Annotated in this window: 15 protein-coding genes and 2 pseudogenes; 7 read left to right on the top strand and 10 right to left on the bottom strand. The window is 58.3% G+C overall.

Going from position 1 to position 17,557, the window contains the following annotated elements; translation table 11 throughout:
* Positions 1 to 3: 3 nt before the first annotated feature.
* Both E2484_RS12950 and E2484_RS12945 read right to left on the bottom strand, forming a co-directional pair.
* Positions 4 to 249, bottom strand: coding sequence for an SHOCT domain-containing protein (locus E2484_RS12950; RefSeq protein ID WP_137285623.1), 246 nt, complete (start codon positions 247 to 249; stop codon positions 4 to 6).
* A 681-nt stretch (positions 250 to 930) separates the two neighbouring features.
* Positions 931 to 1,479: a hypothetical protein gene (locus E2484_RS12945; protein WP_137285622.1), complete on the bottom strand. Its 549-nt coding sequence runs from the start codon at positions 1,477 to 1,479 to the stop codon at positions 931 to 933.
* Positions 1,480 to 2,083: 604 nt separating this feature from the next.
* Between E2484_RS12945 and eif1A the strand changes: the two genes are divergently transcribed.
* Entirely contained in the window at positions 2,084 to 2,368 is a 285-nt protein-coding gene (gene eif1A, locus E2484_RS12940) for a translation initiation factor eIF-1A (protein WP_137285621.1), read from the top strand.
* A 105-nt stretch (positions 2,369 to 2,473) separates the two neighbouring features.
* On the opposite strand, the pseudogene E2484_RS25625 reads toward eif1A, so the two are convergent.
* The 7 genes and pseudogenes from E2484_RS25625 to E2484_RS12900 all read right to left on the bottom strand — a co-directional run.
* Positions 2,474 to 2,669: pseudogene (locus tag E2484_RS25625) on the bottom strand (RNA-guided endonuclease TnpB family protein); the annotation flags it as partial.
* Positions 2,670 to 2,703: 34 nt separating this feature from the next.
* A pseudogene (locus E2484_RS26300) lies at positions 2,704 to 2,805 on the bottom strand (DUF6735 family protein); the annotation flags it as partial.
* A gap of 473 nt (positions 2,806 to 3,278) precedes the next feature.
* Positions 3,279 to 4,328 (bottom strand): outer membrane protein assembly factor BamB family protein, encoded by a 1,050-nt coding sequence (locus E2484_RS12920; protein WP_137285619.1) that lies wholly within the window; start codon positions 4,326 to 4,328, stop codon positions 3,279 to 3,281.
* Between the two features lie 420 nt (positions 4,329 to 4,748).
* On the bottom strand, positions 4,749 to 5,402 hold the full coding sequence (locus E2484_RS12915) for a ribonuclease HI family protein (RefSeq protein ID WP_137285618.1): 654 nt from the start codon (positions 5,400 to 5,402) through the stop codon (positions 4,749 to 4,751).
* 1,167 nt (positions 5,403 to 6,569) lie between these two features.
* Positions 6,570 to 6,848 carry a hypothetical protein gene (locus E2484_RS12910; RefSeq protein WP_137285617.1) on the bottom strand — a complete coding sequence of 93 codons (279 nt, stop codon included), beginning with the start codon at positions 6,846 to 6,848 and terminating at the stop codon, positions 6,570 to 6,572.
* A 339-nt stretch (positions 6,849 to 7,187) separates the two neighbouring features.
* Positions 7,188 to 8,480: an MFS transporter gene (locus tag E2484_RS12905; RefSeq protein WP_137285616.1), complete on the bottom strand. Its 1,293-nt coding sequence runs from the start codon at positions 8,478 to 8,480 to the stop codon at positions 7,188 to 7,190.
* A 3-nt stretch (positions 8,481 to 8,483) separates the two neighbouring features.
* Positions 8,484 to 9,596 carry an MBL fold metallo-hydrolase gene (locus tag E2484_RS12900; protein WP_137285615.1) on the bottom strand — a complete coding sequence of 371 codons (1,113 nt, stop codon included), beginning with the start codon at positions 9,594 to 9,596 and terminating at the stop codon, positions 8,484 to 8,486.
* A gap of 89 nt (positions 9,597 to 9,685) precedes the next feature.
* On the opposite strand from E2484_RS12900, the gene E2484_RS12895 reads away from it, so the two are divergent.
* Complete coding sequence (locus E2484_RS12895) at positions 9,686 to 10,420, top strand: helix-turn-helix domain-containing protein (protein WP_137285614.1); 735 nt, start codon at positions 9,686 to 9,688, stop codon at positions 10,418 to 10,420.
* A gap of 26 nt (positions 10,421 to 10,446) precedes the next feature.
* On the opposite strand, the gene E2484_RS12890 is transcribed toward E2484_RS12895, so the two are convergent.
* Complete coding sequence (locus E2484_RS12890) at positions 10,447 to 10,770, bottom strand: DsrE family protein (protein WP_137285613.1); 324 nt, start codon at positions 10,768 to 10,770, stop codon at positions 10,447 to 10,449.
* Between the two features lie 569 nt (positions 10,771 to 11,339).
* Here E2484_RS12890 and E2484_RS12885 point away from each other — a divergent pair.
* The 5 genes from E2484_RS12885 to E2484_RS25610 all read left to right on the top strand — a co-directional run bounded on the left by E2484_RS12885 (position 11,340) and on the right by E2484_RS25610 (position 17,475).
* Positions 11,340 to 11,663 carry an SHOCT domain-containing protein gene (locus E2484_RS12885; protein ID WP_137285612.1) on the top strand — a complete coding sequence of 108 codons (324 nt, stop codon included), beginning with the start codon at positions 11,340 to 11,342 and terminating at the stop codon, positions 11,661 to 11,663.
* 145 nt (positions 11,664 to 11,808) lie between these two features.
* Positions 11,809 to 13,209, top strand: a complete 1,401-nt coding sequence (locus tag E2484_RS12880) for a multicopper oxidase family protein (protein WP_321112609.1) — start codon at positions 11,809 to 11,811, stop codon at positions 13,207 to 13,209.
* A 671-nt stretch (positions 13,210 to 13,880) separates the two neighbouring features.
* Complete coding sequence (locus E2484_RS25620; protein WP_321112608.1) at positions 13,881 to 15,362, top strand: cation-translocating P-type ATPase; 1,482 nt, start codon at positions 13,881 to 13,883, stop codon at positions 15,360 to 15,362.
* A gap of 18 nt (positions 15,363 to 15,380) precedes the next feature.
* On the top strand, positions 15,381 to 16,595 hold the full coding sequence (locus tag E2484_RS25615; RefSeq protein WP_321112607.1) for an HAD-IC family P-type ATPase: 1,215 nt from the start codon (positions 15,381 to 15,383) through the stop codon (positions 16,593 to 16,595).
* A 127-nt stretch (positions 16,596 to 16,722) separates the two neighbouring features.
* Positions 16,723 to 17,475, top strand: coding sequence for a hypothetical protein (locus tag E2484_RS25610; protein WP_321112606.1), 753 nt, complete (start codon positions 16,723 to 16,725; stop codon positions 17,473 to 17,475).
* Positions 17,476 to 17,557 lie beyond the last annotated feature (82 nt).

The raw sequence follows: 17,557 nt of genomic DNA, 5'->3' as shown, positions 1-17,557 counted from the left end.
ATTCTAAGCGATTCCAACACCCCTTGTGCGAGCGATGGTGGCACAGTCGTTCGTTCCTGTGGTTATTTCACCGCGAGCGTACTGTTCACGGAGCAGGTCCATCGCACGATTCGAGTCAGTCGTAGTGCTCCGCTGGATGAACAGATACGCTGCGCCGATCGCAATCACGGCGATGATGAGCAGTACGAGAAGCAGCCAGACGAAGCTGAATCCCCACATGCTACTCCCGCCCATTCCCCATCTACCCATTTGACTTCCATCGCTCCAGTAGGGGTAGGTCTGTAATATGTTGAATATCATTGTCTCTTCACAAGAGATAGTTAGCGAGAGACGAGTAAACACTAGAGAGGCATTTCTCACCTTCTGAGAATTGATGTCCGTACATCCCGTCCTACCCTGCGAGACTAAGCCGGTCTCACTCTCACGATTTCGACAAGGTCGTGGGATTCGAATTGTCTTGTATAGGATGAAATCCTTCGTCTCTGACAGTAGTCAAGATGATCGATGTGTGGTGCTAATCTATCGATATCGGCATGTAGGGCTCTTCTTTGGGCATCGTTTCTGTATTCACTTCATGTGCTCGTCTCCGAACAGTATCTGGAAATGTTCGACATGTAGGTAGCCGCGAAGACATTCATACGAACAAAAGAGTCCATCTTGCTTTGTGTGAGCCCACGGTTTGTGATGGACTACTTCGAAGAACTCAGCCGCTTCGTCGACTGCCTGACCACAGTATGAACACTCCATAGGAGTCCCCTATTCACCTACCGATTCCGCTCAGACTACTTCAAAATAACCGGGTTGTGGATGTATGATGCAGACTGGTACCCATGAACGACATTATATCTCAGTAATTTGTAATGATGTCCAATCGCTATCTGGAGGCAGTGGTGGACACAATACCGTGTATGCAGCACCACCGATGGTCTTTTATTGTGAAATGACGGTGCGGTCCGTAAGCAGTTCGAAGACGTAGCCACCTACTGTGACACCGATACCGGCAGGTACGCCAACCACCAAGACCATGGCAGTCACGCCTCCCAAGGCCACTGCGAACACTAATGCACCGAAGAACACCCCCATCGTAACTGTCGCTACGAGTCCAGAGTCTACGAACGTGCCTCCTACCACGAGCGCGAATCCAGCGAGTCCCAAAATGAGGGTAAGTACTGTCGGAACGAGCGTGAGAAGCGCCACCAACGTTGCTTGAGAGCGACGTGAGAGAGGGTCTGACGTCCGTCGGCGATGCAAATACCCCACGCCGAGTCCGACGATGAGACCGGGGAATACAAACACGACACCGGGGAGAAGCGCTGTCAGAACGGCGGGCCTTACCGTTCCACTCTGTACGCCGTAACGGAGCAGACTCACCCCGAGAGCGACGTTCGATTTGAGAACGACGAGCACCGCCAACTGTCCTGCGAGAATCACTCCACCAAGCAGTCCGAGACGCGATTCATCGGGCAGCACTCGCCCCATCAGGTATCACTTGGAATTCGTTATCAAATAACTTTTCTATGATACACGTCCGCGTCCGCGGATAGCTAATCGATAGGATAGGTCGCCGTGACTACGCGCCGATCAGTCCCGACCGAGTCCCAGTATGGGAAGTTCGAGGACGTACCTGACGCTGGCAGTTGAGAGTATTCTGGATACCGCAATAGCCGTCGCTCGTATTTGTTGAAGAGACGGAGTAGGTCAGTCAGCGGTCACCACACGTGGAAACCACGCGGGCTGAAAGGTCACTGCTGACCGTGCCGCCTACATAATACATTCGTTCATTAGTACAAAACACCTCCGATACGCAGATTGTATACGCGGCGGCCGTTCCGAGGCAGACCGTTCTACAGGCGGACCAGACCGAGTGCCTCGGGGCCTTGACCCCGAGGCGGTTCACACCCGTCACAGGCGTACTGAAGCAGATACAAGGCGCCCGATGTGGGCTACAGGATGCCGAATGGCTGGAAGCTTTTCGTACAGCTCCACTCGTCATTCCAGAGTTAAAAAATGAATCGATTCAGGTGGTGTTGCTTGTCATCAAGTGTTCCGGATGGCTTTTCAGTAATCGGTTCCTCTATAAATTATGAGTGAGAATTCAGAACGGCGAAATCTTCGAATGCCGAACGACGACGAGTTGTTCGGCGTCGTAACCGAACACAACGGCGGTAACCACGTGCGCGTCCAATGTGAGGACGGTCAGAATCGTATGGGCCGCATCCCTGGACGAATGAAGTACCGGGTTTGGATCGAGCAAGGCGACGTCGTCGTCGTCGAACCGTGGGACTGGCAGGACGAGAAAGCCAACGTCGAATGGCGTTACACCCAACAGGACGCCGACCAACTCCGCGCCGAAGGCCATATCGAATAGCTCCGCTCTACTCGGACGTGAGCAAAAGGACGCCGAGTTACGATACTAGTCGATAGTTTGACCCGGTGAATCGCCTCGGGGTCAAGCCCCGAGGCTTCCCGTGGCTTAGTCGGGCACTCCCATCCGACCATCGGCTTGAGAGCCTCGAACAGTCGGATGGGTCACGGTCGGGGCGTCCACTGCCCTCGATGCCTGCCGTCGCACCTTCCGAACAAGGGGGAGGCTGTTGAGAGCAGGCACATTCCAGTCCTGATGCGTCTTGAGGCCCACAGCCCCGGCACTTGAACCGCTTCTTGTTGCGATATATCGCCGACGACGTCTTCCAGGGCCTGGAACTGCCCCTGCAGATGGCCGTCGACGTCGTCTGCCTCGAGGCCATTCGCCAGTTCCGCAAGCAGCTGTTTCGCCCACTTGGAGTCGGTGTCCTCGCCACCGAATGTTCAGTCGAGCGTGCGTAGCTAGCGCTCACGGTACGTGATTCGGGATTATTATTCCTTCGAGTACCCACTCAACTAGCAATGCCCTCCGACTGCTCATCAGCCACTCTCCGAGAAAACCGAACGTCTAGACGACGGTTTTTTTGCTACTCTCGGGACTGTGTCAAGGACGACCAACGGTTGCACAGCGTCTTCCCGAATTCCCATACGCAGAACGGGGTCCAGGTCGCGAACGTGTCGGATACCACACGGAGTTCCTTCGCGATCGAGGTCACGCCCGAAAGTCCCCGAGCCCGTAGCGTACTCACTGGTTGTGGGGGCTTTCGCACGGAGGAAACGCTCGCGTATGACTATCGAACGAGTTTCCAGTGGACGAACGGCGGCGTTCTAGACACCAAGCGGCACTACGGCAGTGCGACGGGACGCGGTGAATGGAGCTTTGGAACGTAACTAAGTGGATCCGTTTGACGCCGTTACGCCTCACCCAATGCAATCACGGTCCCGTCTGCACCAGACAGGAAGATTGCCTCGGGAACAACGACTGCGCGGCCGACCCCCTTTGGGGTCGCCGTCCACTGTTTCGTTCCGTCTACTCGTGAGAGGGCCGTAAGGTGATCCTCACCTCGAACAAGGACCGTTTCGCCCGCGATAGTCGGCGTTCCGATCCGCTCTCCGGACGACTCGTAGACCCAAGCTTCTTTTCCGTTCCAGTTGATCGCGTACAGCGCATTTCGGGCGGCAACGTACACGTGTCGATCATCTACTGCGATTGGTCGAGCGGTTCCTTCGAGGACGTTGAACGACCACCGACGCGAGCCATCAGTATCGAACGCGATGACGAGCTGGTGACTCTGCACAATAATCCCGTTCCCGTGTGCGACTGGGCCGCCAGTCACGGCATGCGTAGATTCCGTCCACCGTCTCTCGCCAGTCGTGGCGTCCAGTGCGACCACGCCGGTCTTCCCGGACTGCGAGCCTATGTAGAGCGTTTCTTCGAGCACAGCGACTGATTCCGGGAACGTTCTCCCACTTCCATCCGCATCCACATGACGTGACCACAATACGGACCCGTCGGATACTGACAGCGCGTGGACCTGCCCACGCCAGTCGGGGATATAGACGACACCACCGTCGATCGTGGGGGGCGCAGTGAGTCTCGCGTCGATGTCGACGAGCCAGTCCTCCTCACCGTATCGTGTCTGAAAGCAGACGATGCGGCCCTGTTCGAGTGACCGCCGTGCAGTGACGACGATCCGATCACCACTCACGGCGGGCGGGCCGTTCGGCTCCGACCGGAGGGGAACCTGCCAGCGTTCCTCACCGGTCGCTGCGGTGAGCGCGTGGATTCGGTGGCGGTGTCGTGCCGTATCGGAGATGGCGTCGACGGAAACGTACAGACGGCCATCGACGACCGCTGGTGTTCCAGTTGCTCGGCCCTGGTCGAGTTCGGTTATCCACACGGTCTGTGGATCAGTCGGGGTCGCGGCAACCTCTCGGGTGTGGCTAGGGTTTCGGCCGACCATTGGCCACGCCCCATCAACCGCACCGAGATCCCCTGAGGGCGGGGACTGCGAGGGACAGCCGGCAAGGGCGACGCTTGCAGACCCGAAAGCTGCGAGGACCTGACGACGCGAATGGGAGGGCATAGGCGATGCTATTTCGAGCGAACAAGTAAATCTCCTGAGTTGGCTTCGTGTCGATACTCTACACTCTATTCGTTGATCGGCCTGAGACCGCTGAGATCTGCGTGGAGGACCTCATCGTCGCGAACGACGTACCGCTTCGCCAGCACCGGGAACCGGCACTTCGTGAACCCTATCAATTACGGGGTAGCGCAACAGTTGCCGTGCTGAATACAGAGGGTGTAATCAGCACGTGGTTTCTATTAGCTTCTGAGAATTTCAACGGAGCCGGGATTTCGAATTTTATGTGACGTAACGCTACTATCCAGGCCCGAAGGCCGCTATATCGGCTCCTACTGTCGCTAGTGCGTCGGCGGGGTTTGGGTCGCTGTCGGCCAGATGCGTGTACTGGTGTTCCGGGATGCTCGCCAGTGCCGCCGTGACGGCCTCGCTGTATGTCTCGACGCCCGGTTCCGTCGGGTCATCGCCACCCCAGACGTCTCGGATGACCGTCATTGAATCGATGCGCACTTCCAGCGTGCGTGGCTCGTAGCGAGCAACCAGTTCGGAGAGTCCGAGCTGGAGGGCGACGTACTCGGCGGTGTTGTTCCCCGTCCGGGAACCGACGGGTCGGCCGAGACGGGCGAGTTCGTCCTCTGCAGCGTCCATGATGACAGCACCCGCACCTGCGGGGCCGGGGTTGCCGCGTGAACTGCCGTCGACGTAGAGGACGAAGGTGTCGCTCGTCGGCTCGGGGACGGGTGGCCGGGTGAGTCCCGACGCTAGCAGGCTTTCGAGCGCGCGACGCAACTCGGCCGGGGTGGTCTCGGGGTCGAATAGACCGCCGTAGCCGGGGACAGCGTCGTTGATGGCGTCGGTGGCGGCCGCTACCTCGTAGCCGACGCCCGCGAGTACCTCGTCGACGAGCGTGGCGAGCGGCGAGAGGTGTTCGGCTGGGAGGGGGTCGTCGGTCACGCCACTTCCTCCTTCGAGCCTCGGTTCCGGGCCTTCACTCCCTCGCCCCCGGGTAATCTCGTTGGCTGGTCGCACAACTGCATATAGGTCCTCGGTGGTCAAGCGGGATAACCTCTTCAGGTGGCACCGGTGGCGGGCCGTTTTGAATCGGTCGACTCCGTGGAATCCTTAGCGGCTGATACAAACGGCCTGCTGAATACACCGGATGAATTTGGCAGGTCGGCATTAACGGGTTCAATAGGTCAAAGATACCTCTCTAAAAACACGCTTTCTATAGCTCGGAGTGGATGCTATCTCCACAGCGTTACCGACACACTGCAACATCATACTACTTCGAACTACCCTCGAATCAACTTCGTAGTACTCTCAAGCGTGTGCCCTGTCTCGAACCACCTCGATACCGCCCCACCCCGACGTAGTCATGCGGTTCTCGCTACTTCGAAGCATATGAACGCCGACTATACATAGCCCTGCTTCGATCCGGAGTTGGTGGTTTCGAGGTGGGTGGACATCCCCTGCGTGTGCGAAGTGAATCGAATTCCTGGGTGACGATGGGTGGTAGCGATGGGTGGTGGGTTTGGTTTCGGGAATTGTTGTGTTGGTTACTAGTTGGTTGTGGTGGGTGGGAGTGAACGGCCTCGGGGTCAAGTGGTACGAGAGCTTTGGTCTCTCGTCATCAGGTAGACGTAGGGTTTTCCGAGCGTCCCTGAGGGACTCGGCCTGCTCCGTGTGTAGAACTAGTTTTTCCGGCTGTTCGGTGAGAAACATGGTGTAGAGTTTGGAGATTCACCATTGAGACTTATTCGAGCCGGTTTCCAGGGAAGCGTTAGCACACTTGTTTGCCGATGTCTGTTTGCCTGTTAGTGGAATGGAAGAGCAGCTGAAGCGGCTCTTGTGGGAACATGGGGACGACTTGATCAACTCAGTTTCGATAAGGGTGCTTGCTTCATCTCAACGTAGAGCGAGACGAGAAGCGGCGGTGGGCGAGGACGTCCACGTCGTTGACGATAGGCGGGAGTATGATTACGAATAGGCTCCGAGGAGGGCGAGGAGAGGTACCTCTTCTCGGATGGTGTCTCGGAGAATCTTCCTCGTATCTATCCGTTGTCGCCAGAACGACTTAAGTGAATAGTGGAGAGCGGAGTCGTCAGCGGGAGCGGGTGGAGATTAGACTTCGACGCAAACGCCGACCTTCGGAACGCAGACTTCGTGAGTCCGTCTGGTTCGCTGTTGTGTCTGGTAGAACCGACGGAACGTTTGGACGGCGATGATGCCAGTAGCCGTGAGTGCAACGACGCCAGCGGTGGCGGTGGGGTACGAGAGTGCCAACACCGCTGCGAAGAGTCCGAGGATGGCCAGTGCCGACGTCGTGATGATAGCGCCGAAACTCTGCGCCGAGGTCGAGCTCAGATGCCGGGCCGTATCTTGGTTTGGTGTGTACGTCATCACAGATAGATGTAGGTGTGGCACCCGCATAAGTGTAATCTGAAGTATATTTTTGTAGCGGCGCTTACTGAACCACGGTTATGTAGAAATATTGGTGTATGTGGCTACTTCAGATGCATGGGCTCTCGTTCAACCATCGAACGAATCGACCTCTGAGGCGTGAGACGGCCGAGTTCGACCGTTTCAAGACCGTCATTTCTGGCAACTCGATTACGAGTGTATTTCTTCCGTGCAAGACACAGCACATATTCAGCGGATGGTCGTCTCCTATCTGGTCCGTATTGAGGTAAAGAGGACGTTGGATATCGCCAGTGACCCCGAAAAGATGTCCTATCGAAGCTAGTCCTGCGGAGCGGCCCGAGTCGGTTGCTCTGTCGCAGGGACAGGTGGCTCATGTGTCCCGAACTCGGGATGGGTTTCTTCCATCCAGAGATAGACAATCGCTCCCGAGACGAACATCAGAATCGCGGTCATGTAGAACGCGGCTTCGGCGCTCACGAACTCCATCGAGAGTCCAATTAGGATTGCACCGACGCCGTACCCGGAGTCACGCCACATCCGGTAGACGCCCATCCCGGTCGCACGCCACGTCGGATGGGCCGCGTCGCCGGGAACGGTCATCAGATTCGGATAGAGCAACGCCATCCCGAGACCGGACACACCCGAGAGCACGGCCCACAGGAGATAGCCCTCGACGAGCACCATCCCGAGGACGCCTGCGCCGGTGAGGAACATCCCGGCGATGACCGGCGGACGCCGACCGATTCGGTCCGCGAGCCCACCGGTCGCAATCTGGAGGAAGTACATTGCGCTGTGAACGCCGACGACAAATCCCACTGCTGCAATCCCGAGTCCCTGGCTTGTGAGATACAGCGGGACGGCGAGCCAGAACAACGTATCGACGAACTTCTCGATGTGACCCGCTTGAGCCGCGGCGAACAGCGTCTTGTCGCCATAGGTCGCCCGCTTCAGCACCTCGCCGAACGGCAGGTTCGCGTCGTGGTGGTCGTCGTCATCAACCTCTACCTCCGCGAGTTGGACGGTCTCCTTGATCAGGAAAATCGAGATGAGGAACGCCAGCACGACCACGGCAGCGAGGAAGTAGAACGGCTCGGGCCGGAGGCTCGTCCGGGCGGCGATGACGCCCGTAATCCACGCACCGACGGCGACGCCGCTGTACCCGAACGCCTCGTCGATGCCGACGGCTAACCCTCGCTGCTCGGGACCCGCAATGTCGATCTTGGCGTTAATGGCCATACTCCAGGTCAAAGCCTGGTTGATCCCAAGCAGGATGTTCCCGACGGTAATCCAGCCCCAACTCGGCGCGAAGATGAGGATGACCGGAAGTGGCAGTGCGGTTGCCCAGCCAGCGATCAGGACGGGCTTGCGGCCGTACTCGCCGCCCCACTTGCCGGCGTAGAGATTCAGGAGCCCCTTGACGAAGCCAAAGGAGACGACGAACGAACCGATGACGAGCAGCGACTCGACACCCAGCACGTCGCGGCCTAGCACGGGAACGACGGCACGTTCGGACCCGATGGTCAATCCGGTGGCGAACACCAGCAGGACGTGCAGCGAGAACTGCCCGAGGTGCTCGCGGATGCCCTGTTTGAGTTCAGTGTCCGTACTCATGGCTCACTCCGCTGCGCAGTTGTTGGGACCCAGCTCCAGGTCGGCCAACTCGTCGGTGGGAACGGATTCCTGTCCCACGTTCGTCCGCTTGACACGCTCGAAGTTCGGCGGGTGGTCTGGAATGTCCGACGCGAGCTCCTCAACAAATTTCGCACGGTCGCGTCCGAGGTCCTCGTTCCGTTCTTTGACTTCAGCGAGAGTCGCGCTCACCGGTGGTTCGGGTGACCCGGGATCGTGGGCCGGCAGGACGACAGCATCCTTTGGCCGGTCGAGCAATCGCTGGAGGCTCTCGTAGAGCGTCGCGGCGTTCCCTTCGACGTCGGAGTCTTCGATCCCGGCTTCGACGCCGAGTTCCACGCGGCCCACGCTCTCGTGGAAGACCGTATCACCCGTGAGCAGCGCTGCGCTGTCGATATCGAACGAGACGCTCCCTTCGCTGTGACCCGGAGTGTGGATGACCTCGATGTCGAGCCCACCGACCGTCACGGTCTGTCCATCTTTGAGGGGTGTCGCGTCGATGGCAAGCGCGTCCTTCGGGTGGAGGTAGTAGGGAACGCCGTGTCGGTCGGCAAGTTCCACAGCGCCGGAGACGTGGTCGGCGTGAGCGTGCGTGTCGAAGACGCCGACGAGCTCGGCGTCGTACTCGTCAAGAATCGCCTCGTACTCGTCGAGGTAGTGTGATGGGTCGAAGACGGCAGCTTCACCGTCTGAGATAAGGACGTGTGAGAGGCAGCCCTTGCCCGGACGTGCAACCTGGATAAGCGTCCCGTCGAGATCGACCTGAACCGGCGCGTGCCGGTGAACGCGGCTCCAGCCGTTCATTCCGTCCGTGAGCGTCTTCGCGGCGTAGTCCATCTCCTGGAGGACGTCAGCTGCCGTCGCCGCAGCGATGCCTGCCCCGCAGACGGTAACGATTTCCTTCTCTTCGGGGAGATCTGCGAGGGCGTCTTTTGCGGCCTCGGGGTTGTCGGTCAGTTCGTTGTAGACATCGACGTTGACGCTGTCCGGGATATTCCAGTCATTGTGCTCTTCCTCGTGGCGAATATCGACGACGAGCAAGTTGTCTTCGCCAGCCTGTAATTGGTCACTGAGTTTTTCGGGGCTAATCTCCGACATCAGTATTCACCGATAGGAGAAGTATTAGGAAATAGGTGGTGCCGGACATGACCGGCACCGTTAATTGACAGTAGCACAAATACACCTGTATGAGTCTGTACGAAGCTTCCTTCCGGGTCAAACACGAGTGTCCGTATCGAAAAATCTCGGAGCACTATCCGGATCTCACGATTCGTGAGTGGTATCTGAGCGACTGCCAGGTGATCGAAATAACATCTCCAGAATCGCCAACTGACGAACTCCTCGAAGAGATTGACCACTTGGGGACGATTCTCCACAAGTCGGTTAACGAATCCGGGCTCCATGTCGTCACGCAGTCCTGTCTCTGCTCGCTGGAAGACTCCATCATCGACCGGTTCGAGGAGTACAACTGCTTGTATCAACCGCCGACGATTCATCGTCAGGGCTGGGAGCACTACACGGTGATCGCATTCGACGAGAGTGACGTTCGGGCGCTCCTTCACGAGCTGGAGGCTGATCGTGATATCGAAGTACTCTCGAAGACGGCGATTACAGAGCAACAAATCCCCCACAGCATGTTGGCTCCGGTCGATCAGTTGTTCGACGACATGACTGATCGGCAGCTGGCGGCGCTTCAACTGGCGCTAGAAAGTGGATACTACGAGCAGCCTCGGAAGACATCGCTCCGGGAGCTGGCCGACCAGACGGGCGTCGCTCGCTCGACGTATGAAGAACATCTGCGAAAGGCGGAGAACAAACTTCTCACGAATGCGGGACAGTTCTTGCGACTAGTCATCGCGACATCGACGGGAGACCCATTAGGGGTAGAACAGACTCGGCAGGCCGAACAGGCAGCCGATTGACCACCAACACTCCGAATTTAGCTCTGTTAGCCAATGGTGAGTACCTTCTCGGCATCCTCAACGATTCGCAGGCAATCTTCCATCGTCCCCCGCGGTCTAAGGTCGTCCGCGTCAAGGTTTCGGGAGTCGAGACACGTCCCACAGGCAGCGAGTTCCCCGCCGTTCTGAGTGTACTTGAGCATCACACCGTGTGGATTGAATTTCTCGTGATCGAGATCCGGTGCCTCGACACCGTCCCCGAGAAGGAAGGTCTCGACCGTGTGATTTGCATCGAGTGCTGTGTTTGCGAGACGGAATGCGTTCCAGACGCGCTCGGGGTCGTTGGTCTCCAAGATGATTCCGAGGTCCATACAGAAGCCTCGGTAGGTGATGACTTGAGTCTCGGTGATGATTCTCCAGTGGATGGAACCACGACCACTTATTATGGTGTAAGATTTCGAGAAAGGGAGGCAGATGGGGGTCAAGACGCATTAGAGGTTATCGACGCAGCCGCTACGGCTTGGCGGTCTTGGGTTGACGTATCCAGCTATAAGTTCAGGAACGATGCAATATCGGGACACCGCATCATTCGGTAGTTGATTTTCTCAAAGGAGGCAGGTTTGGCTGTACGAGAATCCCTGTGAAAATCACTCCCCCGTTCGACCATCGAACGAAAGCGAAATCAGGCCCGTTCGACCGATGATCGCTACGCTGTATGGCGATTATTCCACCTCAAATCTGTGGTGTTGTAAGCTCCGGTTCGGCGGTCGAACGAATCGATTTTCGGGTGTGAGGCATCCAAATTCGCCCGTTTACTGATAGTCGTTTCCGATGTCTAATTGGCAGTCTTTACGCCCATGATATAGTGCACTTCTCATCCCTCGATATAGTATTGTGTTCGGCGTGCATTACTTGCGTCGTTAGCCACTACCTCATAGTGATGAACGCCAGTCTGCTTGTAGTCCTCCAGATGGGGAACGGAATGGGGCCGGGAGGATGGGGATTCGGCTACGGTTTCGTCGGCCTCGCCGTGATGTTGCTGTTCTTCGCCACGGTCGTCTACCTCCTCGCACGCGCCTTGGGTGGCGGAAACGGTAGGGGAACCGACGGTTCAAGCGAATCTGCCGTCCGCAGTCGTTCGACCAGCGACGAAGACCCAGCGCTCGCCGAACTCCGGGAGCGGTACGCCCGCGGCGAGATCGACGACGAAGAGTTCGAAAAGCGCGCTGAGCGACTCCGCAGTAACTCCGATTCCGTCAAATGACGGGGGAGAAAAAAACCCGAAGCGCCGGACGTTTCTCCAGTCGTTCGGCGGTCTCGGCGTCACGTCGCTCGCGGGTTATGTGTGGGGATCCATCCCCCCACGCGGCGAGACCGGTGACCAAGACAATCGGGACGTGACCGACGGCATGGTCACGCCTTCCGAGCCTGCCGACACAAAGATCCAACTCACCGCGAAGCAGGGGACGGTCCGGCCCGGTGACGGTTCGGGAACTGAGACGTGGCTGTACGACGGGACGTTCCCAGGGCCGGAACTCCGAGTTCCGGAAGGCGACGTGCTACAAGCGGACGTAACGAACCAGCTCCCAGAAGGAACGACGGTTCAATGGCACGGAGTCCCTGTGCCGAATCCGATGGACGGCGTGCCTGACGTAACCCAAACGCCCATCTCGAACGGTGAGACGTACACTTACAAGTACCGGGCCGAGCCAACCGGAACCTACTTTTACCACAGTCACGTCGGCCTGCAGTTCGACCGCGCACTCGTTGGCCCGCTGATCATCGAAGAGGAGTCGCCCCACGTCGAGTACGATTGTGAGTACACAGTCTTCCTCGACGACTACCTCGACGAGAAGCCCCGCTTGCCGTCGAATCTCCCCGCAGGGCCCGGCGGTGGTCCCAGAGGCGATGGTGGTCCCGGTGGTGATGGCGGAATGGGCGGAGACGGTCCCGGCGGTGATGGTGGCGGAAGAGGTCCCGGTGGAATGGGCGGCACGGGTGGGATGGGCGACTACCGACCGCCCTACGAGGGGATGCTGATGAACGGTCGGCTCCCCTCCGACGCGCCCACCTTCGAGGTGACGGAGGGCGAGCGCGTCCGGTTTCGGTTTATCAATGGAAGCGGTGCGACGACGTTCCGCGTTCGATTGGCTGGCCATCGGTTCTCTGTTACGCACGCTGACGGTCGGCCCGTCGAACCGGTCGAGGTCGATGCCTTCGACCTCGGGACCGGGGAGCGCTACGACGCAGTAGTCGAGGCCGACAATCCGGGTTCATGGGAACTCCGGGCAAATCCTGTGTACGGCGACGAAAGCCCTGCCCTCGGCGTAGTCAGATGTGGAACGGGCCAGTCAGGGTCGTCCCGACTTCCATCCGAGGGCGGTCGCCGACTCCAGTACGGCGACCTCCGGGCACTACATCCAATCCAAGGTATCGGAGGGCGACCAGACCGGACGTTCGACCTCACGCTGTCGGGCAACATGGGTGGTAGCTATGAGTGGTACATCGACGGGCAGGCGTACCCCGACGCCGACCCACTCCGTGTGTCCGCAGGTGACCACGTTTGCGTCCGGATGGTCAACCGCAGCCCTGTGGTTCACCCGATGCACCTCCACGGTCACTTCTTCCAAGTGGGCGACGCGGTGAAAGACACTGTGCTTGTCCCCCCCCACACATGGGCCAAGTCACGCTTGACTTCGCGACCGACAACCCCGGCGACTGGCTGTTCCACTGTCACAACATCTACCACCTCGAAGCCGGAATGGCACGCGTTCTCACCTACGAGTAAGGAGCAACGGAATCCGTCTTAAGGTCCACAAGGAGGCACCGAGAGATAGTGTATCAGTTCAGCAGTACAGGTCCGTAAGGTTGACTTCGCTACTGCACGCCGACCATACATGAGGAGATCGTCGTTCCCATAAGACGCTTTGATAATGGAATCGAGTAGTCGGTTGTACGCACCGGGACACTCTAAGGGGGCAATGTGGCCAGTTCGTTCCAGACGGTAGAAGACCAAATTTGGAAGTCGGTCAGCCGTCTCCCAGGCGAAATCCACCGGGACGACGCCATCAGCCGGTCCGTGGATCACGAGGGCCGAGGCTTGAATACGGTCGAGGTCATTGCGTCCGTCGTGCCCCAAAACGCCTCTGTAACCGCCTCCCAAGCCGAACGCCGGCAGGGCATCGGATTCGTTTCGAGGAAGTCCTCTACAATCTCCGTAGTTGTCTCTTTGTGGACGGCGGCTTAGTAGGCGAGTTGGCCCATCAGTCACCGGTTCGTCAGAAGACGATAAAGTCGGGTGTCATCACAGTCTTAAGTAAGGACGAAAACATTGTAATCGTCTGCTTCTAGGACCACCACAATCACCACCATCACCACGAGCACTAGGGTGCCCCACAGTTTCGGCGTCACTCCGTACCGAAGCTACACAAGGCAGCGCGGTCAATATCTTCTATAAAAAATACGGAGCTCTTCTTAGGTAATGGTACGAAACAGGGACAATACTCAATCACCGTGGTCGCGGTCTGTAAGCGACGTTCTGGAGCAACTCGACGTATCGAAAGACGAGGGGCTGACGGAAGAGGAAGTCAAGCGCAGACGAGAGCGGTTCGGTCCCAACGAGTTACACGAAGTCGAACAGCGTCGCTGGTTAGAGGTTCTAGTGAACCAGTTTACGAGCGTCATCGTGCTCCTGCTTGCAGTCGCGGCCGTGGCGGCATTCGTGATGGGGGATGTTATCGAAGGGACCGCGGTTCTCGCTGTTCTCGTCATTAATGGTGCCATCGGCTTCGTCACCGAGATGCGTGCTATCCGTTCAATGGAGAGCCTGCAGGAGATGACGGAAATCGAAACCAGGGTCCGTCGAGCGGGTGATGATCGGGAGATTCCGGCGGAAGACCTGGTTCCGGGCGATATCGTCATCCTCGATGCTGGTGATATCGTCCCTGCCGATCTGCGGGTGGTAGATCCGTCTAGACTTCAGGTTGACGAGTCGGCTCTCACTGGCGAATCCGTCCCCGTCGGAAAGACGAGCGAACCCCTCGATGGGGAGGTGCCGCTCGCCGAGCGAGAGAACATGCTCTATAAGGGGACGTACCTGACGCGGGGAACCGCAGAAGCAGTCGTCGTCGCCACGGGGCCGGACACGGAACTGGGTCAGATATCGGCATCGCTCCAAGAGACGGGTGAGAAGAAGACGCCACTCCAGGAGAAGCTGGACGACCTGGGACAGAAGCTCGTTCCATTACTTCTCGTGGTGGCGGTTATCGTCCTCGTGTCCGGATGGCTCAGGGGGCAGGATCTCTTCCTGATGGTCGAAACGGCCATCGCGCTGGCGGTTGCGACCGTGCCAGAAGGACTCCCCATCGTCGCCACACTCGTGTTGGCGAGGGGGATGTGGCGGATGGCCGACCGCAACGCACTCATCAGCAACCTCGCCTCCGTCGAGACGCTCGGCTCCACAACCGTCATCTGCACTGATAAAACGGGAACGTTGACGGAGAACAAGATGACTGTGGCCGCCTACGAGCTGGCGAATGGCTCGGTGGAGGTCACGGGGACTGGACTCGACACTGATGGGACGTTTCAGCACGGCGGCCAAGAGCTAGACGAGCCACAGGACCCCGCCATGCAGGAGGCGCTCAAAGTGGGTGTACTCTGTAACAACGCCTCCGTAACCGAGGACGGCGGCGATACGAACGTGACGGGCGACCCGATGGAAGTTGCTCTCCTGATCGCCGGGATGAAGGGAGGACTCGACCGGAACGCCCTCCTCGAATCGCTGCCGGAAGCCCGGGAGGTGTCGTTCGACCCGGCCGTCAAGATGATGGCAACGTACCACGACTCCGACGGACGATTTAGCGTGGCCGTAAAGGGGGCTCCGGAGGAGGTCATCGACTCGTCTTCTCGGGTGTTGACGGGGGAGGACTCCAGAGAGTTATCGGCGACCGAGAAGGACGAGTAGATCGAAAAGAGCGAGCGAATGGCCGAGGACGGGTTGCGCGTTCTCGGACTCGCCCGGAAAGACGTGGATCGTACAGAGGGCTCGCCGTACGAGGACCTGTCGCTGATTGGGCTCGTTGGATTGATTGATCCGCCGCGCGAAGAAGTCAGATCGACTATCCAGCGGTGTCAGGACGCGGGGATACGAGTCGTCATGGTGACCGGCGACCACGCGGGGACGGCCCAAAACATCGCCAGGAGCGTCGGACTGGTAGACTCGGACGACACCGAGGTCATCGAGGGCCGTGAACTTGACGACGTCGAAAACCTCACCCAGGCGGAGCGGGACCGGTTCGTGAACGCCTCCGTCTTCGCGCGAGTGAATCCCGCGAATAAGCTCGATTTGATCGATGTTCACCAGGCAGTAGGCTCTATCGTCGCAATGACGGGCGACGGCGTCAACGACGCGCCGGCACTCAAGAGAGCCGACATTGGCGTAGCGATGGGTCAGCGAGGGACGCAAGTCGCTCAGGAAGCGTCGGACATGATTCTGCAGGACGACAACTTCGAGAGCATCTATCACGCCGTCAGAGAGGGGCGAATCATCTTCAGTAACATCAGGAAGTTCGTCCTGTATCTCATGTCGTGCAACGTCAGCGAACTGCTCGTCATTCTGATCGCCGCGCTACTCGGCTTTCCGCTCCCATTGCTCCCACTGCAGATTCTCTTCCTCAACGTCGTGACAGACATTTTTCCAGCGTTCGCGCTCGGTGCCTGCGGCGGCAGCAGCGACATCATGGACCGCCCACCTCGGGACCCCGAGGAACCGATTATGACGCGAACCAACTGGACCGAACTGGGGCTGTTTGGAATACTGATTTCAGCCGCGGTTATCGGTGCATTCGTCATCGGCGGTGGGATGTACGCCGGTGGTATGGACACCGATGAGGCCGTCACGATCTCGTTCCTCACGCTGGCATTCGCCCAGCTCTGGCATGTGTTCAACGTCCGGGATATAACGTCTGGTCTCGTCAGAAATGAAGTCACGGAAAACCCGTACGTTTGGGGTGCACTGGGGCTGTCATCAGTAATCCTCTTCGGCGCAGTCTACTTGCCCGGCATCTCCTTGGCGCTGAGCACTACCCCCATCGGGGTCGAGGGGTGGCTGCTCGTCTTCGGAATGAGTCTACTACCCCTCGTGATCGGACAGCTAGAGCGCGAACTCCGACGGCGATTCGGAACGTACGACTCGTGACGATGCACGGAAACGGGATTCTCGATTCCAATTCGGGTTCGACCGAGCCAAGTCCCGACAGTGAGAGCGTCGTTCAAAACAGGCAGCCAAACGCCTATTCCTCCTGCGGAGTAATGACAGTTACACTATGACTTCGAGCGGGGAGGGGCGTATCGGCATCCTTTGTGCCACCGATCAGCCCGTGTTCGGCGAAGTCGCCGAACGCCTGCGAGAGCAGGGCTTTCCTGTTCGGTTCTTCGCTCCACGGTCGGCCGTTTCACCGACGCATATCGACGAACTCGCCCTGCTGGTCAACAAGCAGGTGTTCCCGGTCACGCTTCCTGCTTTGCGGTACGCTCACCGGACGGAAACCCCCCTCTGGAACAGTCTGACCATGACGATTGCGTTTAGCTCGCGGTTAATCACCCTCAACGCGCTCGAAGCGGTGGGATTTCGCACACCACCACTCTCTTTGGAGAAGCCTGCAGGCGAATACGTGGCTAAAGACGCCTACGTCTGGGACGGCGAGCCAGAGCTGAACGGCCAGGGCGATTTCTACCAAGCGCGAATTCCGGCCGACAACGTCGATTACAAGTACTACGCTGTCGATGATGGAACTCGCGTTCACACGGCGGGACGGCGGGTAACGTCGAAACTCTACGGACCCAAACGTTACATCGGTCCGGCAAAGCCCCGTCCATCGATTACGAACCGTCTCAGGCAACTGGTCGAACGAACCGACGTCAGAGGATTCGGAGTTGATTTCATTAAGGGATCAACTGATGGCACGTTCTGGGCGGTCGATCTGAATCTCGCGGCCGGATATCGAAACACGGGATTAGAGACAGCACTCTGTGCATCGATTCTCTCGTGTCTCCGTGAATCCGACCGTGATGGATGAGTAAATGGTATTCCGTAGCCACCTTCCAACGACTGGACGAAGACAATCGCCTGAGATCTGTCTACAGGTAAGCAAGCGCTAC

Source organism: Halorussus salinisoli, assembly GCA_005239435.1.
Lineage (GTDB): Archaea > Halobacteriota > Halobacteria > Halobacteriales > Haladaptataceae > Halorussus > Halorussus salinisoli.
Note: the sequence above shows the minus strand (reverse complement) of the source record. Positions and strands in the feature narration are given on the sequence as shown.